This is a genomic window from Virgibacillus sp. NKC19-16 (assembly GCF_021560035.1).
Classification (GTDB): Bacteria; Bacillota; Bacilli; order Bacillales; family Amphibacillaceae; genus Virgibacillus_L; species Virgibacillus_L salidurans.
On record NZ_CP074373.1, the window covers coordinates 3,597,567 to 3,622,727 of the forward strand.

The following is a 25,161-nucleotide window of genomic DNA, read 5'->3' on the forward strand; positions in this document are numbered from 1 at the left end:
GATACCTCCAAATTTCTATTTTGGTCTCTCTATGGAAAATACGTCACCAATTTTCGCATAATTAGATCCAGCTAACCGGCTCACTGCACCAAGTGTTTGATGGCTAATCCTTCCATTCTCATATATCTTTTCATCCATGTGAAATTGAGCTACCTTTCCGATCAGAAGATCTGTCTTAATCGAATCATTTTCACCAAGCTCAATGCAATGCTCTAATTTACATTCAAATCGAACTTTAGCTTCTTTAATACCTGGAACAGAAACCTTTTCACTTTCTGTGAGTGTTAAGCCCGCTTTTTCAATCTCACTTACGTTTGGCGGTAAGGATGCTGCTGCAATATTGATTTTTTCTACATTTTGTTCATCTACAATATGAACTACAAACTCTTTATATTTCAAAATATTTCGCGCTGTATCTTTCATACCTCCATTTCTCCGTTGGGTTGATACGGATAGCATAGGTGGATCGGGCGAAATAATATTGAAATAGCTAAATGGGGCACCGTTTACTGTTCCATCTTCTGCAACACTTGTCACAAATGCGATAGGCCTAGGAACAACACTGCCGATTAGCAGTTTATAGTTTTCCCGTTCCGTATTATTTATAGGATCCAAAGAAAGCATATGGTCTCCCCCTTATTCATCCAGATCTCTTACTTGTATTGGGATTAATTTTTCATTTAATTGCCCGCGGAATTGTTCGTATTGGGATGGCAGTTTCAATGCTTTCCCCATTGTTTCATAAGACTCATCATGAGCAAATCCCGGCGGGTCTGTGGCGATTTCGAAAAGTATTTCACCATGTTCTCTAAAGTAAATGGCATTAAAATAATTTCTATCTTTCACTTCCGTAACGCCGTAGCCCTTGCTGCCTACATCGTTTTGATAATCCAATTGATCTTCATCATCTTTGGCCCGCCACGCAATATGATGCACCGTTCCTACTCCCATTTTGCCGCGCGGGACTTTCGTTTGTTTCACATCAATAATATTCCCGATATCACCAAAAGACTTGAAACGAATCAGGTCTTCTTCTTCACTGACTTTTTCCAGACCCATAACGTCCTGTAGTGTTTCCTGCGTCTTTACCGGATTGGTTGAAAATAAAACCGCTCCGCCAAAACCTTTAATGGCTGTACCTTTCGTTACGTCACCCATTGTCCAAGGATTAGACTCGCCTTCTTCCCTTTCCACGAGTTCTAATTGTAAGCCATGTGGATCTTCAAACGCTAAATAGGTTTCTCCAAAACGTTTGGATTTATCAAATTCGATGTTATGCTTTGCTAATCTCTCTTCCCAAAAAATTATAGAACCAACTGGAATCACGTATGTGGTAACCCCGACTTGGCCGCCACCAATTCTCCCATGACGTGCCCCGGCCCACGGAAAAAAGGTAATAATGGTACCCGGTTTTCCGCCCTCATTACCAAAGTACAAATGATACGTTCCCGGATCGTCAAAATTGATGGTTTTCTTCACCATCCGTAATCCTAAAACACTGGCGTAAAAATCAACATTTTCCTGGGGATGGCCAACAATTGCAGTGATATGATGAATACCCGCTGTCTTTTTCATTTAAATCCTCCCTTTTTTACTGTTAATTTATATATTTTTAATTACATTATATTTAATTAAGTATAATTTTATAAGGAAAATGTATAAATGTCAACACTTTAGTTAGAAGGAAGCACAAGGATGATTCTTTTGCTTTCTCTCCCGATTCAACGCTGCATCTCTTTCCCCCAAACAAAAAAAGCGAAGACGATTAAAATCAATCATCTTCACCTAAAGAATCTAGCCCATTCACCTCGCATAACTACAATAATACTTTCTTTACCGAAACAGATAGTGAAACATCCTTCCCTTATCCTCAAAAAACTGCTTCATCACCGTATAATGATCTGCATTTTCCAATTTTGTTTCCTTCATTCCCTCCTCCGTGAGCTGGAGAACTTTTGCATCTGGATAAGCCATAATGATAGGTGAATGAGTAGAGATGATAAACTGAGATTCTTGATGAACAAGTTCATGTATTCTCCTAAGCATGGATAATTGTCTTAATGGAGACAAGGCCGACTCTGGTTCATCCAGGATATATAACCCTTTCCCCTGGAATCGATTGTTAAAGGCAGCAAAAAAGGATTCGCCATGAGATTGTTTGTGCAGGGACTCTCCGCCGAAGGAATTTATAACAGGAGGTCCCCCAGGCTCTTTATCCAATTCCTCAATATGTGTGGCAACATTGTAAAACGTTTCAGCCCTGAGGAAAAAGCTGTCTTTCGGCTTATAAGCTCCTTTAGCCAACCGCAGATATTGATCCAAATCGGAGTGGGAATCATAATTGGAGAAATTGAAATTTTTAGTGCCACCTTCTGGATTAAATCCTAATGCGATTGCTATTCCCTCTAACAAGGTAGATTTCCCCATCCCGTTCTCCCCTACAATAAAGGTTACATTGGGATGAAAAACGATTTCTTCAAAGAACTTTATAATCGGCAGGTGAAATGGAAACGTATCATAGGTATCTATTTTTTCATATTTGAGGTTAAGACTTTTAACGTATTGATCATCTTGGTTTAGTTTCACTTTTAGCTACCCCCTCCTTTATTTGTAGAAGAACCTCCCCGTGCTGCTTATTTACTATTTATAAAAGGACAAATCAGCACACCAACAGTTAATCCCAGGAAAGCAGACACAGAAAATATTCCTACCCCCATTCCTTCCCAACCTCCCAGACCAACGATGCCGTAGACAATGAGAATAATACATAACAAACTAACAATGGTAGTAATTGTATATAATACAGCTTTATTCATGAAAAAGGCTAAAGTAACTATCATCACAGCAACAAGAATACACGTGAGAATAATAGGAAGCCAATCTTCCATAAGTAATCCATCCATACAGAAACCTCCATTTAGGGGAAATTAATCTGAATACGTTCTCGCTCATCGCCATCCGCACTTATCACCCAATAGTCATAGTCGGGAACGGATGTAGCAAATCCTTTATCCACTGTGACGATCAGTTTGTCTTGATGGTTAAAAAAGACCGGGCTGGTGACATGTTCACCAAAAGAAGTGATTTGTTCTGCCTGCTTCGTCTCCAGATCCATTCGAAACCCTTCGTAAATAAAGGTGCCACTTTCATTGGTTGTAGCCACATCGGAGAAAACGACATGCTCTCCGTCCGATGACAATGCTGGTGAAGAAATCATTGGTGCCTCAGAAGCGAAATCTCCTATAGGCGTAACAGCTGTTTCGCTTCCATCTTCTAGGGTCTGAAACAATAACTGGTCACTCCCGTCATAACTTCGATACATCAACGCTTCTCCATCAGGGGTCACGTCCAGGGCGGACATATCGTATGCATCTTTATGAGTGATCTGCTCGATCTCCATAGCGCCCAGATCGACGCGGTAAATATCAAAGTCATGCGGCCGCTCTGATGCAATTGGAGAATAATTTGTATGTATCCCGGCTTCAAGATAAAATAAAGACTCGCCGTCCGGTGAAAAAGCAGCTTCGGTCACTAAACCTTCCCCATTCGTCATTTCCGTTACTTCTCCATTTGTAAGATTCGGGGAGGTTATCTTGCTTCCTTATGAAGCAGAAGGTCCAGCCCCGAGGTTCCAAGAGGCCGCTCCCGGTTTTATATTATTCTCTCCCGATTTAGAGGTGTTCTCTCGGCTTCGATGTTCTTTCTCCCGTTTCAGCCCGGTCTCTCCCGATTTCAACACATCCTCTCCCGTTTATCCCCGCCTCTCTCCCGATTTACTATATAGCCTTTCTCACCCTTCGTGCTACCAAAAACAATATAACTCCAAGCAATAAGGCCACATAGAAGGGAATCTGCATAGTCGGACCAAATTCAGGTGTGACATAGATAACTAGCATAAATACACCCATCGCAATAATACCAATGAGACTAGACAAAAGGAATTCCGCTACTTTATTTATCTTTTTAAAGCAAGACCAGCGAATATATTTGATAACAAAATATAGAAGTACAAATGCTACAGCGATATTTAGCAAGGTTTTAAAAGCTAAGGACCCCAAATAATAGGTTTCTGTTAATGGCTCTATACCAAGCACATAATGACTAAACAACGTAGCAATTCCGGATAAAAAGGCAATACTAGCTAGGAAATACATCACACCCATTGTAAAATGCTGCATGCGTTCCTTCGTCACCATTTTAGGAAGTTCTCCAATTATTTCATCCGCATATTTCTTCGGCTCCTGTCCAAATACTTCCTCCGCTGTTTTCCCCTCTGCTTGCGCCTCCACTAAATGATCCAGTAACTCTGTTAGAATTTCTTCCGTTTCCTGATCGGATTTGTCATAGGAGAGGCGCACATAGACCAGCATATCCTCATAATACTCCTTGTTTTCTTTGGTTAGCTGTTTTCGTTTTTCATTATTAATTTGAATCAATTCTTTTGCATCCATGTTAGCCCTCCTTATTTAATAAACGGTCTACCGGTGCCTTGAGCCCTTCCCAGTTCGTTTTAAAATCAGCTAACGCCTCAAACCCCGCCTCCGTCAGATAATAATATTTCCGATTTGGGCCGGTCGCTGACTTTTTCATTTCTCCTCTAATCAGCTTTTCTTTTTGCAGCCGAAGCAGGATGGGGTAAATGGAACCCTCACTAACGGAAAGCCCGTAATCCTGAAGCTTTACAGATAATTCATACCCATATACAGCCTGACGTGCGATTACCTGGAGGATGCACCCCTCCAATACTCCTTTTAATAATTGACTTCTTATCGACAAATACTCCACCTACCTTGTATAGCAATATAGCTGCATAAAAAAATTTACGTTACCTCTATATGTATCTTGTAATACAATATAGTTTAGCAGAAAGTTAACTAACTTGCAATACATGTTAGCGGTTTTTTGCTGTCTAGATTTAAGTTCCCTGATTCTGTTGATGGCTTTCCGTTTCTCGGTGTTCTCTCCTGAATTAGCAAAATGAGAAACTGAATACGAGAGCACTACAAAGCGAAGTGAGTGATGCCACGAGATCCAAGTGTTAAATTTTGGAAAATAAAGTCTTAATACTAGCTGTTAGAGCAAGGGGCATATGGTAGAGCGGCCTCCCGTTTCAGCCAAGTTCTTTCCCGGTTTAGTGCCGCGCTCTCCCGGTTTCGGGGTGTTCTCTCCCGATTTGGTGCGGCTCCCTCCCGGTTTCGATGTTGTTTCTCCCGTTTTGAGGCTCGGCTCTCCCGTTTCCACGCCGCACTTTTCCACAGCTCCTCTTAAACACAAAAAGCGGAGACGATCAGCTCCACGCCAATCATCTCCACCAAAATATTATAGATCATCAAACCCATTCAAATCACTCGTCTTGGTATACTGCCTGGACTTCTGTTCAAAGAAGTCTGTCTTCGTTCCATCAAAGTTATCCACATAGGCACGGATCCACTTCATTGGATTTTCCACATGTCGTGGATAGACTTCTTCCAGCCCCATCATTCGCAGCATCTTATTTGCGCGGTATTTAATATAGCCTGCCATTTCTTCAAGGTCGATGCCTTCCACATCTGCCAGTACATAATTTGACCACTCGATTTCCAGCTCAACCGAATCCTGAAAATGCGTATAAACCCAATCGGTAAATTCAGCTGTATTGTATTCCGGGTTTTCACTCAGTGTTGCGCGGAACAGTTCTGCAATGAAGCGTCCGTGCTCGAGTTCATCACGGTTAATATAGCTGATCATCGTTGATGTACCGACCATTTTGTTGTGTCGTGCCAGGTTATAGAAAAACGCAAAGCCGGAATAGAAGAACATCCCCTCAAGCAAGGACGTGTACACAAGCGTCTTCAGGATATTTTCGATAGTTGGTTCTTCAACGAATGCGTTATATTGCTTGATCAGATTCTCATTTCGCTTCAAGAGTACAGGATCTTTTCTCCCGAGATCAAAAGATTCATTTTGCTCATCCAGCGATACGACGGATGAAAGTACATAGGAGTAGCTTTCATTATGCACCGCTTCCTGCTGAGCCATAACTGCCATAATCGATTGTACCGATGCATCAGTTGAATACAGGGACAAAAGCAGGGCAGTTCTCGTTTGTGGACCGTCCAATGTGGATAATAGGCCAATTATTTTCAAATATGCCTCCTGCTCTGATTCAGGCAAAGCGCGAAACTGCTTCACATCACCGGACATGTTGACTTCATCTGCCTGCCAATAGTTACCCACAAGCCGCTTATAGATCTTATACCAATGTGGATAAGCAATGTTATTCCAATTCAAAATCCCGCTCGACTTACCCCCAAACAATCCGGTTGATTTATTCGGATTACGCGGTTCCAACGTTTTCGCCTTCTCAAGCATAGCTCTTGGCATTTTGTAACACTCCTTCTACCCATTTATCTATTATCTCTTCCTGGCTTCCCCGAGGTGATTGCTCAATCTTCAAACCGTCCCAGCGGCTGTGATAAAATTTCGCAAGTTTATCCACAGCCCTGCAAAACAATTCCTCACCGCCAAATTGGGTATCCCCTGTTCCAAATACGGCAATATTATCCGGTTTATAGCCAACTTCTAGCACGAAGTCCTTCACCTCATCTGGTGTGTTACCGTATTCCCACGTGAATGTTCCGAGAAAGATATAATCATACATTTCGGGATCTATTGGGACATCGATTCCGATAAGATGCCGCTCCACAGATAGATTTTCGCACCTTAGCTTTGTTTCAATATAATCCGCTACCTCTTCTGTATTTCCGCTATAGGATAAATAAGCAATTAAGGTTCTCAACTTTCACACCACTCACATTCTTCGATTTCATTTGCTGTTGAACGAACATAATACGTCGTCTTCAATCCTTGCTTCCATGCCTGCAAATGTACATCCAATAGTACCGACGCGCGAATCGTATTCGGTACATATATATTGAATGAAATGCTTTGATCAATATGCTTTTGACGTGCTGCATTTTGCCTGACTGACCAGCGCTGATCCACAATATAAGCGGAACGGCGGTAGATCTCGTATGTGTTATGATTTAAATTAGGTGCGGTTGTTGGTATTTTAAAATCCTTCTTTTCCTCATTGTAAAAAGGCTTAAAAATTGGATCGATACTTGCTGTTGACCCTGCAATCATAGAGGTGCTTGAGTTAGGTGCCACTGCCATTAAATACCCATTACGCATCCCATTTGCTTCTACTTCCCCTTTTAACGCCATCCACTTATCATCCGTGTAGCCTTTTTGCTTAAAGTAAGTTCCATCACTCCACTTGCTGCCTTCAAACGCAGGATAACTTCCTTTTTCCTTACTTAATTCCATGCTGTTTTTTATCGTCAAATAAGCAATTTTTTCATACAATTCATCGGCAAATGTGACCGATTCCTCTGTTTCCCATTTTATATCCTTCAGGGCTAACAAGTGATGCCAACCAAAGGTTCCAAGCCCGATTGCACGGTATTTATGATTGGTTAACTGCGTTTGTTTTATCGGCAATGTGTTAATGTCAATCACATTATCCAGCATGCGTACCTGAATTTTAATCAACCGTTCCAGTACATCATCCGGTACAGCTTTTCCGAGGTTAATGGAGCTCAAGTTACAAACAACATAGTCACCTGTCTTGTATTTTTTAACAATCGTATCTTCATTTTCAATAAATTCTTCGACAAACTCACTTGGTGACTGGTTTTGTGTGATTTCCGTACATAAATTAGAACAATAAATCATGCCATTATGCGGATTGCTGTTCTGCCGGTTCACCTCATCACGGTAAAACATGAATGGTGTGCCTGATTCGAGCTGTGACTTCATAATCCGTTTCATGATATCAATTGCGGAGACGCTTCTTTTCGAAAGCAGCTCGGACTGAACACATTCCTCGTATTTCCTGCGCCACACCCCGTCTCCTCTTTCCTCATCATAAAAGTCTTCCAGCGAATAGCCCATCACTTGTCTCACTTCATGTGGATCAAATAAATACCAATCCTCGCGATTCTCCACTTTTTCCATAAAGTAGTCCGGCAGCGTAACCCCTGTAAAAATATCATGGGCGCGCATTCGATCGTCCCCGTTATTTAATTTTAAATCAAGAAAGGGTTCGATATCCTTATGCCACACATCCAAATAAATTGCGATCGCACCTTTTCTCGTCCCAAGCTGATCCACACTCACTGCTGTATTATTCAGCTGTTTAATCCATGGAACAACGCCGCTGGACATCCCTTGAAATCCTTTGATCGCACTGCCGCGGCTGCGAATTTTACCCATGTAAACGCCAATGCCGCCGCCGTTTTTCGATAGTTTGGCAATATCGGTATTACTGTCATAGATCGATTGCAGGCTGTCGTCGACGGTATCTATGAAGCAGCTGGAGAGTTGGCCATGCGTTTTTCCAGCATTTGTTAATGTGGGTGTTGCGACTGTCATGTATAGGTTGCTGAGTGCCCAATATGCTTCGGTAACAAGACCGGTCCGCTCAGACTTAGGTTCATCCTGCATGAGATACATCGCAATAATCATCCAGCGCTCCTGTGGCAGTTCATATGTATTTTTCCCGTGATCGGTTGCGAGATATCTTGTTGCGATGGAATATAAACCTAAATAATTGAAAAGCAGATCACGATCCGATTCAATATATTCGGCGAGGCGATCGATTTCCTCTTTTGTATATTTGTCCAGTATGGCCTCCGAATAGATCCCTTTGTGCGTAAGTGTGTGGATAAGTGTATAAAAATTTCCATACCGAATCGCGGGATCATACTGCCGGTTCTCTCCTGCTTGGCGGTAGAGTTCCTGCAAATAAATCCGGCTTGCGAGATAGGTCCACTCGGTACTTACCTCGTCGATGTTTTCGAGTGCATTTTTGATTAGAACTTCCGCCATTTTTTCCGGCGCAGCATTCGACTGAATTGCTCGTAGTGATTTTTCTTTGTATTTTTCTGTGTTGATAGATAAATTTTCCGCCGCGCGGTCGATCTTTTGAATGATATGCTCCTGATTTGCTGTTGCTACTGTGATCATGAATAAATTCCCCTTTGTTATAAATTAAAAAACCGCTCACCTCATGGGATGAACGGTAAATAACAACACAAATAATGCCGCTTCACCTTTCCCTCACCCCGGAGAAATGATACTGTCAAGCTATGGCAGGTCTCCTGACTTGTGCTTCTACCTCCTAGAGTCCTTCCCGTATGTTAAAATACAGTGGTTATCCCTCATCGTCCACACGTACAGTTGCGGGGGCAGTTCCAGCTTTGAACTGGATTCCCTTTTCAGACAGCAATTACTATCACCGTAGCTCAAAATACTATATATGGTTATACTTAACTAATTTATTCTCTATATGTTGTATCCAACTCTAGCATACAGTCTAATAGAATGCAATGATTTTTTACCTGTTTTTTCCCCGGATTAACTCTGAAACTGCTCAAGACGCACGAAGAATTCTTTTAAAAATTGATAGAATAATTTTTCTGTTGGAAGTAATTGACGATCTGACGGCACGATAACTCCTACCGTTCTGGTGACATTTGGTGTAGTAATCGGCATCTTCACCGTTGCACGGGGCAAATTATCAACGAGTGTTATCTCCGGTATGAGAGATACTCCGAGCCCTGCAGAGACCAATCCTTTTATGGCATCAATATCCTTGCCCTCAAAGGAAACGTTCGGTTCAAATCCAAGTTGCCTGCATGCATCAATCGTAATATTGCGCAGGACAAAGTTTTCCGGAAACAATACAAAGGAGTCATCTCTTAATTCATTCAAATGCAGGGAATCGGATCCTGCAAGCGGGTGACTTGCCGGCAATAATGCTGCCATATTTTCCGAAAAAAGGATTGTACCCTCTAATTTCTTTTCCTTTACCGGGACAGGTCCCAGTAATGCCATATTGATTTCACCCTTGATGACGGCCTGTTTTAGTTCATAATAGGATTCTTGATTTAATTTAAACTTCACATTCGGGTAGCGCTCCCGAAATGCAGAAATCGCTGTTGGCAGAATATAACTCGCTACACTGCTGGGAAACCCAATATGGATCGTCCCCATCTCCGGATCTGTGTACTCTTCAATAATTTGAGAAACATCGTCAATAACATGAATGGCATTTTCCATCCGGTCTAAGAATACCTTTCCGATCGAAGTTAAACGGACGTTCCTCCCCTCACGTATAAATAAATCAACACCAAGTTCTGCCTCCAGGTTAAAAATTTGCCGGCTAACCGCAGATTGTGCTACATGCAGGGTATCAGCCGCCCTTGTCACATGTTCTTGCTTTGCAACCTCAATGAAATATTTAATCTGTTTCAGTTCCATAACACTCACCTCTTTGTCCATTATCGCATATTGGCATTGATTTCATCTATAATTGATATTGCTTCGATGAATTATTTTTTGTAAACTAGAATAGTATTAGCTAATTTTCCAACAAAAATTTTCACTTAATTATACCAACAAAAAGCAAGGAGGAATAGAATGATAAACGCCGTTAGCGAAAAAAAGAGTACAGACAACAAACAAAAAGTCCACGATTATTTGGAAAAAGTATATGAAACCGTTGTAAAACGTGACCCGAATGAATCCGAATTCCATCAAGCTGTAGCATTAATCTTCAAATCCCTTATACCTGTCCTAGAAAAATACCCCATCTACATGGAAAAAGGAATTTTAGAGCAAATTATTGAACCCGAGCGTGTAATTACGTTCCGTGTCCCATGGGTTGATGATGAGGGCAACACACATGTAAATCGCGGATTTCGGGTCCAGTTTAACAGCGCACTAGGACCGTATAAAGGTGGCTTGCGCTTCCACCCGTCCGTCAATTTAAGTATTGTAAAATTCCTTGGACTGGAGCAAATCATCAAGAACTCCCTTACCGGACAGCCTATTGGCGGAGGAAAAGGCGGAGCTGATTTTGACCCTAAAGGCAAATCAGATAATGAAATCATGCGCTTTTGCCGAAGTTTTATGACAGAACTTGCCAAATACATCGGTCCGAACACCGACATACCCGCTGGCGATATCGGTGTAGGGGCTAGAGAAATTGGCTATATGTTTGGCCAATACAAGAAAATGAATTCCAGCTTTGATGCAGGTGTTTTAACTGGAAAAGGATTAGAATACGGCGGCAGCTTGGCACGTACAGAAGCTACCGGATATGGGACGATTTACTTCTTAGAAGAAATGCTAAAAGATAAAGGACAGTCTGTGAACGGATCTACGGTGGTTGTATCAGGATCCGGAAATGTATCAATCTATGCCATCGAAAAGGCGATGGAACTGGGTGCTACCGTTGTTGCATGCAGTGACTCAAGCGGCTATATTTATCATGCAAATGGTATTGATCTTGACGTCGTAAAAGAGATTAAAGAAGAAAATAACGGGCGTATCAGTGAATACATCGAAAAGTATCCTGAAGCTACTTATGTTGAAGGATGTACTGGCATCTGGGAGATTCCTTGCGATGTCGCGCTTCCATGTGCTACACAAAACGAACTTGATGAAAACGCAGCTCAACTGCTTGTTCAAAATGGCGTCAAAGCAATTGGAGAAGGAGCAAACATGCCTTGTAACTCAGAAGCTATTGATGTATTTTTATCCAATGATGTATTGTACGGACCTGCAAAAGCCGTAAATGCTGGCGGTGTAGCAGTATCTGCCCTTGAAATGGCACAAAACAGCATGCGGATGTCCTGGACATTTGAAGAAGTCGACGGGCAACTGCAGGAAATCATGAAAAATATCTACCAAAATTGTATCGCTTCCTCTGAGGAATTTGATCTCCCAGGCAATTTAGAGGCCGGATCAAATATCGCAGGTTTCCGAAAAGTTGCGGATGCAATGATTGCTCAGGGTGTGGTTTAATAATTTTTGAAACATGCAGAGGTTATCTGCATGTTTTTTATTTTGGCTCATTTCATAAGTATTATTGCTTTTAAATCTTCGTAGTTGATATAAAAGAGGACGTAGTGACAATTTTTTGCAAACACTGGTTGAAAGCAGCGACTCGCTCCGGAAACCCATTTCGCGCACCTTAGGGCGGATGGTGAGCCCCCTCGTCAGTTCGGATAAGCGAAGTGCCGTGACTCCTGCGGGAACAAATTTTTTCGGTCTTTATTTCACAATTGATGCTAAATAAGCAAGCAAACAGTGGTTACCCACTGCATGCTTGCTTATTTTCACTTCTTCCTTCTAATCCCAATCACACGTCCAACTTCGGCAGGTTTTTCATCAGGTGTATGAGCTTCAGCCAATCCCTTTACCTCAGAATAAATTGGATCCGGAAATGGTGCGGGCTTTCCTGTTGTCTGATCAATCCCCATGAGCATTTGTTCACTCGTTGCGGCTCGTTTGCCATCTTTTCCATACAACTCATAAAGGACATGTGCACGCTTCTCGTCATAATCAATCAGTTGCAAATGTACCTCAAATGGCTCGTGACGTTTCATTTCTGCTAAATAACAGACATGGTTTTCCAATGTAAACGTCGTGTACTGCTTTTCATCACGAAAACTTTCGTCCAAACCGATCGCTTTCATAAACGCGTCAACACCCCAACTGAATACACGCACATATTCTGCATCATTCATGTGCCCATTATAATCGATCCATTCATCCCTTACGTTATTTTGTAGAATTACTTTTGCTGTTCCCACTTTAGGTCCCCTCCATATTATAGCCGTCCGACAGTCTCTGCAGGCCAATACTTTTCTAATAATTCCTGGAGCTCGATCAAAAATTGATCCCGGCGTTCTTCTAGTTCATCCATTGAGGTATTCGCTGTTTGCTTTTCTGTACCTGTAATTACTTTCTCAGCAAGTTCATCGGTTAACTCTGGTGCTACTAATTTAGTCCATGGAAGTTTTAATGCCGGGCCAAATTGCTCAAGCAAATGTCTCATGCCTTGTTTTCCACCACCCATATGCAAGGTTAGAAATGGCCCCATTAATGCCCAACGCAGACCAGGCCCATAGACAATGGATGCATCTACTTCTTCTGTTGTTGCCACGCCATCATTGACGATATGCAGGGATTCCCGCCAGATCGCTTCCATCAGCCGATCTGCCACATGCCCTTCAATTTCCCGTTGAATGACGAGGGGCTTCATGCCAATACTATCATAAAAGGCTTTTGCTTTTTCAATATAAAAGTTTTTCGTTTTATTTCCACCAACTAGTTCAACCAATGGCATCAAATACACTGGATTAAAAGGATGTGCCACGATAACGCGCCCCGGATGATGCTCGCAATCGGCCTGTAAGGTACTAGGTAAAATACCCGATGTACTTGAAGCGATCACGGCCTCTTCTGGTGCATGCTGATCAATTTCAGCGATCACTGTTCGCTTAAGCTCCTCGCGTTCAGGTACATTTTCCTGAATAAAGTCAGCATTCGAAACAGCTGTTTTCAGGTCACTTTCGAAAAATAACTGATCTAATGAAGCCCCTTCCGCTAAACCTACCTTCTCCATTGCTGGCCATGCACGTTCGACTGCCACGCGTGTGCGTTCTTCCGCTTCCGGGTCAGGATCGCTCGCTGTTACCTGATAGCCATTTGCCAAAAATCGTGTAATCCAGCCATTGCCAATGACGCCGGTTCCTACAATGGTGATGTTTTTTATCTGTGCTGTTGATTCTTCTGATTTCATATTAATTCGCCTTTCCGTTTGGTTTCTGTAAGTTTAAAAATTCACGTGCATCTGCTGGTGACATGATATCTGAACCAAGGCTATGCACAATGCCCACTGCTTTATCAACAAGTTGTTCATTTGTAGCAAGCTGTCCTTTTTTTAAATAAAGATTATCTTCTAATCCGACGCGCGCATTACCGCCTTGAAGCACGGATTCTGCAACCATAGGCATTTGCATCCGACCTATTCCGAAAGCAGCCCAGTTTGCGTTTTCCGGGATACGAGTTCTCATATAAGCTAATGTTTCTGCATCTGCATCCGCTCCCCATGGAATCCCTAAGCAGAATTGAAAGAGCGGATCTCCTTCAACAAGCCCCTCTGCAGCCAATTGATTAGCAAAACGGATATGCCCGGTGTCAAAGCATTCCAGCTCGGGCTTGACACCACTATCTTTAATAAGACGGGCCTGCTTGCGTAGCCAATTGCTTGGGCTAACATACAGTTGATCACCAAAATTCACACTACCACAATCCAATGTACAAATTTCCGGAAGCAGCAATCCGACAGGCTCGTGCCGCTCTTCTGGTGTCTGTATGTCTGTACCTTCACCGCCTTTTGTAGGATCTGCGTCACTTGGCACCCAGTCACCGCCACCGCCGGCTGTAATATTTATAATCACATCTGTATCTGCCTCACGAATGCGCTCCACTACTTCTTTAAAAAGATTCACATCGTGACTTAATTTTCCTGTTTTCGGATCGCGTACATGCACATGTGCAATGGTTGCTCCTGCTTTCGCTGCTTTAATCGCTGAATCTGCAATTTCCTTTGGGGTCACAGGAACATGTGGACTCTTTTCTGTCGTTTCTCCTGCACCTGTTACTGCACATGAAACAATTACATTCTTATTCATTATGAATTCCTCCCTTATCTATATCTAAATGTTTCCACAAAATGCTAATTTTATTTACTTCTATTTTGCCGTGTTGCTGTGAGCGGATATAGCATGGTTGTTTATCCTTATAAAACTTTAACATGCATCAAAAAAAATAAAAAATACAATTATATACCGGAAATTGGAGCATACTAAAGAAAAAGTGAGCCTGTTCAACGTAAACTTTATACAACTTAAATTTTACAAAGTTTATGTTTTATTATTTAATAAAAATTTTTTTAGATAGAAAGGACTGTTTTTATGAATGCAAAATTGATTGATTGGCCTACATTTATCGGCGCGTTGATTGTCTTGTTATGTGTTGCAATTCCGCTAATGCTTTTTCCAGAGGCCGGTGCTGAAGTTATAAATATGGCGAACAGTTTTATGACCGGAAACTTTGGTGTTCTTTATATGATCCTTGGGTTAGTAGCTTTCATTTTCCTGTTGTTTGTTGCGTTTAGTAAAAATGGAAAAATTAAGCTTGGAGATAAAGATGATGAGAAGGAGTTCGGTAATCTTTCTTGGGCTGCCATGTTATTTGCGGCCGGAATTGGATCAAGTATCCTGTACTGGGCAATGATCGAGTGGGCTTACTATTATCAGGGGCCGCCATTTGGCGTGTCACCCGAATCAAATGAAGCCATCCAATGGGCGTCTGCCTATGGTATTTTCCATTGGGGGCCAATTGCTTGGGCGATTTATACATTACCCGCGTTACCAATTGCTTATTTCTATTATGTTCGGAGGAATCCGGTGCTTAAGATCAGTAAAGCGGTACAACCTGTAATCGGCAAGTTAGCTGATGGACCGGTCGGTGTAGTTATTGATGTTTTGTTCATATTTGGTTTAATGGGCGGGGCCGGAACGACGTTGGCACTTGGAACACCAATGATTGCAGAAGGTGTTAATGAGCTTACAGGAATCCCGGTTACACTTGGTCTCCAAACCGCAATCTTGCTTTTATGTACAGTCATATTTGCAATTAGCGCGTATTCCGGATTAAAGCGAGGAATCAAATTTTTAAGTGATATTAATTTATGGCTGGCCGTTTTTGTCCTGTCATTTATCTTCGTATTTGGACCAACCGTTTTCATCAGTGAAACAACTATTTCCAGTTTTGGCATTCTTGCTGATAACTTTTTCAGGATGGCTACATGGTTGGAGCCGTTCGGTAACTTAGCCGGGTTTACCGAAACAGAATTCCCGGAATCCTGGACCGTGTTTTACTGGGCTTGGTGGGTTGTTTATGCGCCGTTTGTCGGGCTGTTTGTTGCACGTATCTCCCGTGGACGCACCATTCAAGAGATGATCATTGGTACAATGGTATATGGAACCATTGGCAGTGTCTTGTTCTTTGGTATTATGGGAAACTTCGGGCTATATCTACAGCTGTCAGGGGCATTTGACGTTATCGGCCATATGAATGAATTTGGTGCACCTTCCGCTATTATCGCAATCATGGGCCAATTACCAATGGCAGGTATCATGGTCGCGTTGTTTACCATCCTTGCGATCATATTTTTGGCAACAACATTTGATTCCTCGTCCTTTATTCTGGCTTCAGTCGTGCAAAAGAAAGTTCAAGGCGAGCCGATGCGTTGGAATCGCTTGTTCTGGGCATTTACGTTATGCATATTGCCACTTGTCATGATGTATATTGGAGGCTTAGAAACATTGCAAACAGCAAGTATTGTCGCAGGATTCCCGGTTATATTTATCATGTTCTTACTCGCCTGGTCCTTTATGAAGGCATCCAGCAGTGATATTAGAGCTTCCAGAGATTACAACTCCCCCACGATTCATATTGATCCTAGTGAATCGGTGAAGAGGAATCGTAAGCGGGGGGAAGAATAATCGAAACGATTACCTAGAACGCTCCTTGGCGATTGAAAACGCGAAAAAGCACCCATTACGGGTGCCTAGCCCACACCCAATCACTGCAAATGCTTCGGCGGTGTGTTTTTATGACTCTTCCGCTTCACTTCAGCAAATAAATCATCTTGCTGGTCTGGAGGGAGGGGTTGGTTGTTGGGTTGGTTTACATTCATCATCCCCAAATGCTGCACAATTTGGTCAAGTGTTTGCTGCATCGTCTCTAGCTGTTGTAAGTCTTTTTTCGTTGCGGTCTGTGCTTCTGGCTTTAATACGTAACCGATTTGACCATTTGGCTCGAGTGTCGCCCATTGCACATCACTTATCCTCGTTATATTCTTTTGACGCAAATTCATTTCCAGCTGATCTGTCGTTAATCGCAGCTTTCTTAGATTTTTCTCATTTAACGTCCCATTTTCTATCAATACCTTTGCTTTACCTGTGATTAAGCCTTCGAAAAAATCTCCTTTAATTTGCAGAAACTCCATGACGATCAATGTCAGTACGAGTATGGCACCAACTCCGAGCGTCACCCAGATATTTTCCCCGGCAACTGGCTGAATCAGCAGGGAGCCGATTCCAATCATGATCGCAGTTTGAGCAAGGGTCATTTGCGAAATTGATTTTCTTCCTGCTAACCGTAAAAGAAGTGTGCCACCAACTATAATGACGACTGCTTTCCAAATCCAATCAAATTCCATACAATGCAAGCTCCTTTTTATGGGTGATATGCATAGTTTGACTGATAGGCTTGGTATTATGCACTGTGCTAGCAAAACAAAAGGCACCCGTTTCTATTGAAAGGAGTACCCTACTGAAAATTTATTTCATTTTCACACCTGCTTGGCTGAGCTGGTCCAGCACAACGCCTGCACCATAATCCATGCCCTGGCAACCAGCTAATAGAACAAGATCGTCTTCCATTGCTTTATTTAACGACTCAACGATAGCACCTGGCAGTTCATCATATAAATGGACTTTAATATTCGCTTCTGCCATCACATCCATAAATGCATCCAGTTCCTCGTCTGTCACTTTATCTTTTTCGGTCGTATGCGAAATACTCCTGGTTGCCGTCACTTCATTTATCCCTAGCTCAGCAGCCCAATTAGCGAGAATTTCCGCGTTATCCCTGTTAATTTTTGCTCCCCGCCTGCCTCTGATCGCATAAACGACATGGAGATTGTTGTAATCCATAAAATGTATGGTTTGCAAGGTCACTTTGATATTTCCCGGGTTGGCAAAGTGGTCGTCCACAACTTTGAATTTATCTTCGTAAATAAATTCAAATCTTCTCGGAACACCGGTAAATTCTTTTAATGATTGCTGAATTGTCTCGATCGGCACGCCATTAAGCAATCCAATAATAATCGCAGTCATGGAATTATATACCGAATGAAGGCCCGGCACAGACAACTCTACGTTAAACTGGCTGGGCTTGTATTCTATATTATCCACTGTAAAAGGTTTTAAAATCTCAAATGTGAATCTTGCCCGCCCTGTGGATAGATCCAAGTCCTTACACCGCACCGTTCCTTTGTTACTATTAACTCCAAAAGCAATCACTTTCGCGTTCGTTTGATCAACAAGTGATGCTGAATATGCATCATCGAGATTAAGGATTGCAAAACTATGCTCGGAAGCATCTCGAATCAAACTGGATTTCACTTCAAAATATCTTTCAAAAGAACCATGTGTATCCACGTGCTCCTTGCTGATGTTATGAAGTGACACAATGTCATAATCGACTGCCTCCACGCGATGCATTTCAAGCGCAGCAGAAGACACTTCCATGCTCACATGGGAGACGTCATTATGGGCCATTTCGTTTAAAAAGTATTGTAGTTCCAAAGATTCCGGTGTTGTGAGTTCTGCTGGAATAGAAGTTTCTCCGTTTTTCACATTCACTGTTCCGATTAATCCGGTTTTAAGTGCATGCTGTTCCAAAATAGCATTTACCATATACGAGGTCGTCGTTTTACCATTTGTTGCTGTAATCCCGATCATTTTTAGTTTTTCCGATGGACGGTTGTAATAAGCAGCAGCTATCTTTGCTAATGCTATTCTACTATTTTCGACAAGAATCTGGGAAATAGCGACGTTTTCCTGAATTTCTTCTACGATAGCAACTTTTGCTCCACGGTTTGCGGCATCCTCAAGGTATCTATGCCCGTCCGTTTTATATCCCCTGATACAGACAAAAAGATGGTCTTCTGTCACTTTCTGCGAATGATACGAAATTCCGGAAATATCGATATTCGTTGATGTTGGATTATTTTGTATTTCTATTGCTTTTAACAAGTTATTTAATTTCATTTTGATTACCTCCACTAAACCTTGTCTCCCCTGCATTATCTATATTTGCTATTTATATGTACATAATTATATCAAAAAAGCGATTCTGGAACAGTACCTAAATAAGTACTTCTAATCCATAGAGTATAGCATATTTTTTAGGCGTTTAACAGAAAAACCTCATCTGCGTTAAAGCCACATCCAATACATGGCAAATGCCTTATCGCACAGGTCGGGATCCACCTTCAGGCTATTTGGAAAGCTAAATTTATTGGTGAAAGGCTGCCCTACATTAAAAAGGTAAAGCTGTTATCTTATGACAAGATAACAGCTTTACCTTTCAATTGTCTTTCTACTTTTTCAGTTGTTGTTTTTTTGGTCATTATCCCTGCAAAAAGATACAAGTTGATCGCCTACTCTCGCCTGGGGCACCGTAGAATCAAAGTCTGCCGAATCTGAAGTTATTAGGTTGTTCGCCATTCGCAAACCGACTACATGGCCAGGCATGAGCGTAACAATATTACCACCATAGCCCCTCATATTTGGCAGATAGAGCTCGCGTCCTTCTGATGAGCGATAAGGCTCAATATGCCAATTCATAGCATAATATTTAGGTCCAAACTCATTCCTCACTCCCTTGGGAAGAGCTAAAGCTGGAGGATCCTGTTTTGGCAATATGCTGTCCACCAGCTGGCGATTTAGTATCGGCTTGCCATTCCAGTTACCGCGCTTTTCATAGAGCAAAGCGATTTTTGCCAAGTCGTCCAGTGTGGCGTGATAACCGAAATCCATTCTGGGATGACCAGATAAGCCGTTGTCCTCGATGCTGCGATTTACTGGTGCGTAGTAAATACCAATTGGTTCGTACACTTCTTTCTTGAGCAACTGCTCCAATGAGGCGTCCTCGCCCTCCTTACTCCGGAGAAACCCTTCAAGAGCAACGCCAAGAAGAAATGCATCTTGATCACGATAGTTGTATTTCGTTCCGGGCTCCCAAATCCGAGGATAGTCTAATGATTCCGTAACCTTTTCATTCTTCGAGGGTGCTAAATACCATCTGTGGTAATCACCTAAATAGGATGTCGGATCATCAGCGGTGGCACCACGTCCTGAAGCCATGTTAGCCATATCCAGGTAAGTGACAGCCTTCCACTCTGTTTGGGTTTCTGGTATTTGTATATAGTTAGCGATCTTCTCATCAAGCAGACCACGCCCATACTTCTCTGCTAAACGTAACATCGCAACGTTCATCATCGCTGTTTTTGTCACTGACCACACGCCATAACGAATTTCATCGCAATATGGAAATGGACCAGCAGCGAAATGGCAAGGAGATCGATAAAGTACTCCCTCATAGAGAAGACCAGTCTGGAGAACGTGTTTCTCCTCCGCTGTGTTTGTTGCCCCGTTAAACGCCGCTAGGGTTTTAGCGCCGACCTTTTCTTTTAATTCATTAAATGGTGCGGTTGGAAAGCGGTTTTCGAGGTGACGACGATAAACATTTTTGTGATTCTCCAGGTTATCTATTCCGCCGGACTTATATGATGCCTTCGTAACTCCCCAGGCATTGAAGTAGCCCGATACATCGAAAGGACCTGTCTGAGCAACTATTTGAAATCGAACATGTGAAACTTTATCTTCTTTATAAAGGAACATGGCAATTCCAATACGCGTTTCTCCTTCTAAGCGATTGACGAGAGAAAATGGAAATGACGCACGATTCCAGTCGTTATCTTGGTCAAAGTTACTCCAAACACGCCCCGGTTGGACAACGATATCCCAGTAGCTTCTTGTATGCTCCAACGTGCCATTTGGGATGACATCCTGAGTCACGGGAACTAGATATTTGTCATCTACCGTAAAAAATTCTAAAGACACGTCTGGAAAAAAGGTAATATCTTTGCCGTGTACTTTGTGCGTATTGAAGTCTGGGCTTATCCCCATTTGTGTACCTTCAAGCTTCAAAGCACCTTCAAATTCCGTAGAAGGTGCCTGAGCGTTATCGGGGGCAGCGAATTGATAGTTCTGTGTTAAACCCTTAACTTCCGTCCCCTCGATGAGTTCTTTCCACATAATTGGATCGTTCGCTATTTTCATAATTTCATGCTCCTCTCTTGTCTGTATCCAATCATAAAAATTTAGGGACTTTACTATCAATAAATTTTTTCTCTTTTCACACGTTTTAATGCGTGTATTAAGTTGCTCCGCGTTAAAATTCGTTCCAATATGGAGTCACTAAACGGACGGTCAAGGAAAACGCCTGATCGTCATGTAATGATTGAATTACGCTTAATGGAAAATTTGACTAAGCAACAACTAAGCCTTTCTTAATTTCCATTTTTCATTTCCTCAACCTTATCTTGATTGTTATCAATCCACTCCTGTGCGACTTCTTCGGGATTCGCACCACTATCAATTTCGGCTATCATTTGTTCCACATCTCCCATGGATATACTCCAGTTACTTAAAAACTGATATGCCTCTGGTGCCTTCTCTTCCAATCCCTTATTAGCAATAACATGAATAGTACTCGAATCAAACAATCCTTCCTGTTCGGCTACTTCCTCATTTGTCAGTATTTTTAAATCGAATTTATCAAACATCGAATGCGGACGCCATCCATAAAACAAAACAGGATTTCCCTCTTCCATTTCTCCTTCAGCAGCTGCTAGCATAGCTGCTTCAGATGAATTAATCATTTCAATGTCCAGATCATAAAAATCTATAACTTCTTGCATGTCCTGCATTGCCGGATCACCTTCGCCAATTGCAATCATTTCATTATTTACTATATCTTCATTGCCTTTTAAATCTTCAACGTCATTAATATCCTCCATATACGCAGGGACAACCATTCCGGAATTTGCATCATCGTAACTGACAGAAATGCTTTCTATGGAATCGGAGTACTCCTCGATATATTGTCTTTGTGCTGGAAACCATGAATCCATAAATACATCGACATCGCCATCTGACATACCGGTATAAACACTACCAGCATCGGCATTTATTTCTTCTACTTCATAACCCATGTCTTCTAAGATTTGTCCAGCTATTTTCGTTGGTGGAACGGTACTTGTCCAGTTTGTGACGCCAAGCGTTAATGTTGGTTTCTCCTCATCACCTGTATCTTCTGAATCACCACTTGCTGAGCAGCCGTATATGACTAGTGATAATAAAATTGTTATTAAAATAAATAGTGTTTTCTTCATTTTAAATCTCTCCTGACATATTAAGTATCGTTTATTGTAAGCTCGATCATTTCAGGTAAATGAATGGTGCATTGTATTTGGAAAATCGATATCAAAACAAATCATTCATAGATTTTCCGATATATGCCTTCATTTTCTCCTCCCTAATAAGGATAGTGGTTTTATAAATAACGTTCCCAGACTTCTTTCTTTCATCCATGGAGAAAAATAATACTATTAAAGGGTAACTTGTTGCACTCACTGTATCTACGTTCTTTTTTCTTGATTAAATTATACAAAGCTATTTTCATGATCTCATTTCAGCTTCCCCTTAACAGCTAGTATTCCATCTTTATAGTTCTTAGTCATATGATTAAAATCTAACAAAGTAAAACACCTCCGTATTGTCTTTTCTTGATGAACACTTTTTTAAGTATAGGAAAAACCTCTATAAATGGAAAGTAGCATTTAAGACTGTAAACTTTTAAAAACCTATGCAATATATATTGTATAAATTATATAAACTGTTTTCTTAGATTTCCTTTGATTTACTTGTTATTAGAAATACTACAGACTTTTTCTTTTCTTTTGTATGTATGTTAATGTAACAAGTAAGTGAAGGGGTGGAAGGATTTTATGGCTAATAAAACGCGGCAAGACGTTCTGGATGAACTGAAAGAGGCTGAAGATCAAATATCTGATCGAATTGCAGATAATATGAATACATTTGGTGTTTCTTCAACCATTGGAAGATTGCTTGGCATTATTTATTTAAATCGCGAACCAATGACCCTTGATGAGCTTGCGGTCAAAACAGGAATGAGTAAAACGAGAATGAGTCAGGTAATGCGTCAGATGATGGCATTAAACATTGCTGATAAAAAGTTTGTAAAAGGAAGTCGTAAGGAGCATTACACGGTAGAGGATAACTATGTGCAAACATTTATATCATTATTTACAACGAACTGGAAAGATGTTGTCAGTAAGAATTCGTTATTGGCTAAGCGTCTTCAGGATAAACTTGCGCAAATCGAGCAAAGGCATGATGAAGTTTCTAATGAAGAGGTAGAGAAGAAAATAGATGAGCTAAAACAGGAATTAGATGAATGGGTCGCTTATTATGATTGGATCGACCGACTTGTAGACTTTTTTGAAAGTGGGAAGATTTTTGATGTTGTCCCTGTTTTTCCAGAGGATACTACTTCGGATGATCATGGAGGGTCTAAACATAAGTAGTCGAGGATTAAATAATGCCCCATTGCTTGCTGTTCGCGAAAACAATGGGGGATTAAAAAAGCCGGTTCAAAAGGCTTCAAACCTCTCAAACCAGCTTTCCTACTTATTCATACTCGAGAAAAAGTCGCCCAAAGGATCATCGTCTTCCTCGGTTTCTGCTTCCTCTTCTTGTTTCTCATGAATGTCATTTTCTAACGCATCCAGATCCACATTATCCAATGAAAAATCCGGATCGGCTTCCTGCTTGTCTTCTTCATTAGCTGAAGCGACCTCTTCCTGTAAATAAAGTGCTTCATCAATATCACTTGTATTACTATTCAATGAGGCCAACAATGTGGTCGCACGCATTGGGTCATTTAATAATTGATAGAGAATCGTTCCAATTAGTGCTTCCGAATGTTCATGCTTAAGCCAGCTTTTCTGTTCCTTTGTAAGCTGTTTTGGCAGCGGAATCGTGATTGTTTCCCGTTCTTTGGAATAGGTTTCATTCACACCTTTTAGGACGAACTGGGCGATTTCACTGGAAAAATTTCTCCGCTCTGTTTCTTTCAACTTCTGCAATTGTTTTAAAAGATAATCCGGTGTATCAGAGGGAACACGAAATGTAATCGATTGTCCCCGCTCTATACTTTTCTTAGACATCCTCTCACCCTATTTAGCTTCCGTCGTTGCTTGTTCTTCCTTCTTACTGTCATCTTTGCCCGATTTTCTGACAAAATCTGTAACCAACTTATAATACGCGTTTGCCATCATCCAGATACTTTCATTTTCATCTTCAAAGAATTCTATATTAAAGCCGTCCATCTTATTGTTAAGTGCTTTAATATAATCTTTCAATACGGTAGACCCACCACCAACAAAATAACAGATCTCAGATTGTGAGTTTTTCTGCCAAACATTTCTTAAGAAACGGTATTCCTTCTTCGCAAGCTCCAGTAAAATATGATCAGTGATGTCATGGACGTTCGTTCTGCTTCCTTTCACCATAATATGATTCCGATCATTTTTCCGGGTGATGATATCAACAACATCCCGGCGGCTATCTAACTCAACACCATGTTTGGAACGAATTTCTTCCCGGATGTCTTCCAGCGACTCAGATACACCAAGATTGAACCCTTGCGCCTTATCATCATCCACATTACGATTTCGAATGACGGCAATATCTGTTGACAGACCACCAATATCCTGGATCAAAATTTGCTTATCAATCAGATCTTTATTAATCACTTTCAGGTCATTATCCATGATCAAATTTACGTAAGCCGCAAATCCCTCCGGATACACTTTGACTTCATCAAATTTAATATTTACCTTTTTGCCTTGGTGTTTCGGTGTTACTAAAAATTCAACTTGATGTACGGAACCTAGTAGCTGGGAGCGGTAACCGACATCTTTTCCTTCCTTCACTTCACGTAAAGGGAGTCCTGTTCCAAGTGTATAATTCGCGTCAATAATGTCTTTTTTCGTCGATTTGAATGCGTCACTAGCCACTGCGTCCAGTGCAATAGATGCAAAAAGCATTACAAGTGTCTGATCCTCTTCCGATTTACTCCCACCAGGATCGAGCTCTGTTGAATTATTACTTTTCGTTGCCAGATTCCCAACACGATAAACGGCATTGTTTTCCTCAAGGGCAGGGGAGTGTACACGTAAATGAATATTATCCAGCACATCCTTCTCATCCAAATCCTCGATTCCAATTACCGGGCGATCCTCCAGATCAGGTGCGATTACGTTAGGTATGTGTACTTCGTTTTCCAGTTTGCCAAAATTTGCCTTCAGGGCATCATTTCCAACATCGACTGCCGCAATTCTTGAATTTGTCATTGTAAAATTACTCCTCTCAAAAAATAGTACTACTACTAGATTAATAGTTTTGGATAAAATAAGCAATAATATATTTAGTGCACACAATATCGTTTACTTGCGTACAAAATGAACACGTTGTTAAATCAACAAGTAAACAGCTTTGTGTACAAGAAAACTTTTTTGTTTTCATTTGTAAACAA

General features: G+C 41.4%; 23 protein-coding genes and 1 riboswitch. Of the genes, 3 read left to right on the plus strand and 20 right to left on the minus strand.

Translation table 11 applies throughout. The features are described 5' to 3' along the window. Window positions 1-15: 15 nt before the first annotated feature. The 11 genes from KFZ58_RS17910 to gltC all read right to left on the minus strand — a co-directional run bounded on the left by KFZ58_RS17910 (window position 16) and on the right by gltC (window position 10,305). A complete protein-coding gene (locus tag KFZ58_RS17910; RefSeq protein ID WP_235792639.1) occupies window positions 16-624 on the minus strand; it encodes a flavin reductase family protein in 609 nt (202 codons plus the stop codon). A 12-nt stretch (window positions 625-636) separates the two neighbouring features. Further along, window positions 637-1,575: a ring-cleaving dioxygenase gene (locus KFZ58_RS17915; RefSeq protein WP_235792640.1), complete on the minus strand. Its 939-nt coding sequence runs from the start codon at window positions 1,573-1,575 to the stop codon at window positions 637-639. A 258-nt stretch (window positions 1,576-1,833) separates the two neighbouring features. After that, on the minus strand, window positions 1,834-2,586 hold the full coding sequence (locus KFZ58_RS17920; protein WP_235792641.1) for an AAA family ATPase: 753 nt from the start codon (window positions 2,584-2,586) through the stop codon (window positions 1,834-1,836). A 47-nt stretch (window positions 2,587-2,633) separates the two neighbouring features. Beyond that, window positions 2,634-2,903: a YesK family protein gene (locus tag KFZ58_RS17925; RefSeq protein WP_235792642.1), complete on the minus strand. Its 270-nt coding sequence runs from the start codon at window positions 2,901-2,903 to the stop codon at window positions 2,634-2,636. A 14-nt stretch (window positions 2,904-2,917) separates the two neighbouring features. Then, window positions 2,918-3,553 carry a TolB family protein gene (locus KFZ58_RS17930; RefSeq protein WP_235792643.1) on the minus strand — a complete coding sequence of 212 codons (636 nt, stop codon included), beginning with the start codon at window positions 3,551-3,553 and terminating at the stop codon, window positions 2,918-2,920. A 223-nt stretch (window positions 3,554-3,776) separates the two neighbouring features. Further along, window positions 3,777-4,451 carry a DUF1129 family protein gene (locus KFZ58_RS17935; protein WP_235792644.1) on the minus strand — a complete coding sequence of 225 codons (675 nt, stop codon included), beginning with the start codon at window positions 4,449-4,451 and terminating at the stop codon, window positions 3,777-3,779. A 1-nt stretch (window position 4,452) separates the two neighbouring features. Beyond that, window positions 4,453-4,776, minus strand: coding sequence for a PadR family transcriptional regulator (locus tag KFZ58_RS17940; RefSeq protein WP_235792645.1), 324 nt, complete (start codon window positions 4,774-4,776; stop codon window positions 4,453-4,455). Window positions 4,777-5,319: 543 nt separating this feature from the next. Beyond that, window positions 5,320-6,363: a ribonucleotide-diphosphate reductase subunit beta gene (locus KFZ58_RS17945; RefSeq protein ID WP_235792646.1), complete on the minus strand. Its 1,044-nt coding sequence runs from the start codon at window positions 6,361-6,363 to the stop codon at window positions 5,320-5,322. Further along, window positions 6,344-6,778: a flavodoxin gene (locus KFZ58_RS17950; RefSeq protein WP_235792647.1), complete on the minus strand. Its 435-nt coding sequence runs from the start codon at window positions 6,776-6,778 to the stop codon at window positions 6,344-6,346. The genes KFZ58_RS17945 and KFZ58_RS17950 overlap by 20 nt, the downstream gene beginning before the upstream one ends. After that, window positions 6,775-9,009: a ribonucleoside-diphosphate reductase subunit alpha gene (locus KFZ58_RS17955; RefSeq protein ID WP_235792648.1), complete on the minus strand. Its 2,235-nt coding sequence runs from the start codon at window positions 9,007-9,009 to the stop codon at window positions 6,775-6,777. Before KFZ58_RS17955 ends, KFZ58_RS17950 begins: the two co-directional genes overlap by 4 nt. Window positions 9,010-9,116: 107 nt before the next feature. After that, window positions 9,117-9,300, minus strand: a riboswitch (cobalamin riboswitch). A gap of 99 nt (window positions 9,301-9,399) precedes the next feature. Further along, window positions 9,400-10,305 (minus strand): glutamate biosynthesis transcriptional regulator GltC, encoded by a 906-nt coding sequence (gene gltC, locus KFZ58_RS17960; RefSeq protein ID WP_235792649.1) that lies wholly within the window; start codon window positions 10,303-10,305, stop codon window positions 9,400-9,402. A 159-nt stretch (window positions 10,306-10,464) separates the two neighbouring features. Between gltC and gdhA the strand changes: the two genes are divergently transcribed. Next, complete coding sequence (gene gdhA, locus KFZ58_RS17965) at window positions 10,465-11,853, plus strand: NADP-specific glutamate dehydrogenase (RefSeq protein WP_235792650.1); 1,389 nt, start codon at window positions 10,465-10,467, stop codon at window positions 11,851-11,853. Between the two features lie 314 nt (window positions 11,854-12,167). On the opposite strand, the gene KFZ58_RS17970 is transcribed toward gdhA, so the two are convergent. The 3 genes from KFZ58_RS17970 to KFZ58_RS17980 are packed head-to-tail and all read right to left on the minus strand — an operon-like array spanning window position 12,168 to window position 14,531. Further along, window positions 12,168-12,644 carry a thioesterase family protein gene (locus KFZ58_RS17970; protein WP_235792651.1) on the minus strand — a complete coding sequence of 159 codons (477 nt, stop codon included), beginning with the start codon at window positions 12,642-12,644 and terminating at the stop codon, window positions 12,168-12,170. Window positions 12,645-12,661: 17 nt separating this feature from the next. After that, the gene (locus KFZ58_RS17975) at window positions 12,662-13,636 is read right to left on the minus strand and encodes a 3-hydroxyacyl-CoA dehydrogenase NAD-binding domain-containing protein (protein ID WP_235792652.1); all 975 of its coding nucleotides are present in this window, start codon (window positions 13,634-13,636) and stop codon (window positions 12,662-12,664) included. 1 nt (window position 13,637) lies between these two features. Next, on the minus strand, window positions 13,638-14,531 hold the full coding sequence (locus KFZ58_RS17980) for a beta-keto acid cleavage family enzyme (RefSeq protein ID WP_235792653.1): 894 nt from the start codon (window positions 14,529-14,531) through the stop codon (window positions 13,638-13,640). 282 nt (window positions 14,532-14,813) lie between these two features. Here KFZ58_RS17980 and KFZ58_RS17985 point away from each other — a divergent pair, with 282 nt between their 5' ends. Beyond that, on the plus strand, window positions 14,814-16,409 hold the full coding sequence (locus KFZ58_RS17985; protein ID WP_235792654.1) for a BCCT family transporter: 1,596 nt from the start codon (window positions 14,814-14,816) through the stop codon (window positions 16,407-16,409). Window positions 16,410-16,489: 80 nt separating this feature from the next. Here the strand turns inward: KFZ58_RS17985 and KFZ58_RS17990 are convergent, their stop codons facing one another. From KFZ58_RS17990 to KFZ58_RS18005, 4 genes are all read right to left on the minus strand, one after another. Further along, entirely contained in the window at window positions 16,490-17,128 is a 639-nt protein-coding gene (locus tag KFZ58_RS17990) for a DUF421 domain-containing protein (RefSeq protein WP_235792655.1), read from the minus strand. A gap of 121 nt (window positions 17,129-17,249) precedes the next feature. Beyond that, window positions 17,250-18,743, minus strand: coding sequence for a Mur ligase family protein (locus KFZ58_RS17995; protein ID WP_235792656.1), 1,494 nt, complete (start codon window positions 18,741-18,743; stop codon window positions 17,250-17,252). Window positions 18,744-19,082: 339 nt separating this feature from the next. Beyond that, the gene (locus KFZ58_RS18000; RefSeq protein ID WP_235792658.1) at window positions 19,083-20,819 is read right to left on the minus strand and encodes a serine hydrolase domain-containing protein; all 1,737 of its coding nucleotides are present in this window, start codon (window positions 20,817-20,819) and stop codon (window positions 19,083-19,085) included. A 230-nt stretch (window positions 20,820-21,049) separates the two neighbouring features. Next, window positions 21,050-21,934, minus strand: a complete 885-nt coding sequence (locus tag KFZ58_RS18005; protein WP_235792659.1) for a glycine betaine ABC transporter substrate-binding protein — start codon at window positions 21,932-21,934, stop codon at window positions 21,050-21,052. A 615-nt stretch (window positions 21,935-22,549) separates the two neighbouring features. Here KFZ58_RS18005 and KFZ58_RS18010 point away from each other — a divergent pair. Continuing rightward, on the plus strand, window positions 22,550-23,149 hold the full coding sequence (locus KFZ58_RS18010; protein WP_235792660.1) for a GbsR/MarR family transcriptional regulator: 600 nt from the start codon (window positions 22,550-22,552) through the stop codon (window positions 23,147-23,149). Between the two features lie 99 nt (window positions 23,150-23,248). Here the strand turns inward: KFZ58_RS18010 and KFZ58_RS18015 are convergent, their stop codons facing one another. Next, complete coding sequence (locus KFZ58_RS18015; RefSeq protein ID WP_235792661.1) at window positions 23,249-23,791, minus strand: hypothetical protein; 543 nt, start codon at window positions 23,789-23,791, stop codon at window positions 23,249-23,251. A 9-nt stretch (window positions 23,792-23,800) separates the two neighbouring features. Then, window positions 23,801-24,979, minus strand: coding sequence for a ParM/StbA family protein (locus KFZ58_RS18020; protein WP_235792662.1), 1,179 nt, complete (start codon window positions 24,977-24,979; stop codon window positions 23,801-23,803). Between the last annotated feature and the right edge of the window lie 182 nt (window positions 24,980-25,161).

Bases quoted from the DNA above. Each gene is read 5' to 3' on its own strand.
- KFZ58_RS17910 (WP_235792639.1), bottom strand. From the start codon at position 624: ATGCTTTCTTTGGATCCTATAAATAATACGGAACGGGAAAACTATAAA.
- gdhA (WP_235792650.1), top strand. From the start codon at position 10,465: ATGATAAACGCCGTTAGCGAAAAAAAGAGTACAGACAACAAACAAAAA.
- KFZ58_RS17930 (WP_235792643.1), bottom strand. From the start codon at position 3,553: ATGACGAATGGGGAAGGTTTAGTGACCGAAGCTGCTTTTTCACCGGAC.
- KFZ58_RS17935 (WP_235792644.1), bottom strand. From the start codon at position 4,451: ATGGATGCAAAAGAATTGATTCAAATTAATAATGAAAAACGAAAACAG.
- KFZ58_RS17995 (WP_235792656.1), bottom strand. From the start codon at position 18,743: ATGAAATTAAATAACTTGTTAAAAGCAATAGAAATACAAAATAATCCA.
- KFZ58_RS18005 (WP_235792659.1), bottom strand. From the start codon at position 21,934: ATGAAGAAAACACTATTTATTTTAATAACAATTTTATTATCACTAGTC.
- KFZ58_RS17975 (WP_235792652.1), bottom strand. From the start codon at position 13,636: ATGAAATCAGAAGAATCAACAGCACAGATAAAAAACATCACCATTGTA.
- KFZ58_RS17925 (WP_235792642.1), bottom strand. From the start codon at position 2,903: ATGGATGGATTACTTATGGAAGATTGGCTTCCTATTATTCTCACGTGT.
- KFZ58_RS18000 (WP_235792658.1), bottom strand. From the start codon at position 20,819: ATGAAAATAGCGAACGATCCAATTATGTGGAAAGAACTCATCGAGGGG.
- KFZ58_RS17915 (WP_235792640.1), bottom strand. From the start codon at position 1,575: ATGAAAAAGACAGCGGGTATTCATCATATCACTGCAATTGTTGGCCAT.
- KFZ58_RS17955 (WP_235792648.1), bottom strand. From the start codon at position 9,009: ATGATCACAGTAGCAACAGCAAATCAGGAGCATATCATTCAAAAGATC.
- KFZ58_RS18015 (WP_235792661.1), bottom strand. From the start codon at position 23,791: ATGTCTAAGAAAAGTATAGAGCGGGGACAATCGATTACATTTCGTGTT.
- KFZ58_RS17990 (WP_235792655.1), bottom strand. From the start codon at position 17,128: ATGGAATTTGATTGGATTTGGAAAGCAGTCGTCATTATAGTTGGTGGC.
- KFZ58_RS17945 (WP_235792646.1), bottom strand. From the start codon at position 6,363: ATGCCAAGAGCTATGCTTGAGAAGGCGAAAACGTTGGAACCGCGTAAT.
- KFZ58_RS17980 (WP_235792653.1), bottom strand. From the start codon at position 14,531: ATGAATAAGAATGTAATTGTTTCATGTGCAGTAACAGGTGCAGGAGAA.
- KFZ58_RS18010 (WP_235792660.1), top strand. From the start codon at position 22,550: ATGGCTAATAAAACGCGGCAAGACGTTCTGGATGAACTGAAAGAGGCT.
- gltC (WP_235792649.1), bottom strand. From the start codon at position 10,305: ATGGAACTGAAACAGATTAAATATTTCATTGAGGTTGCAAAGCAAGAA.
- KFZ58_RS18020 (WP_235792662.1), bottom strand. From the start codon at position 24,979: ATGACAAATTCAAGAATTGCGGCAGTCGATGTTGGAAATGATGCCCTG.
- KFZ58_RS17985 (WP_235792654.1), top strand. From the start codon at position 14,814: ATGAATGCAAAATTGATTGATTGGCCTACATTTATCGGCGCGTTGATT.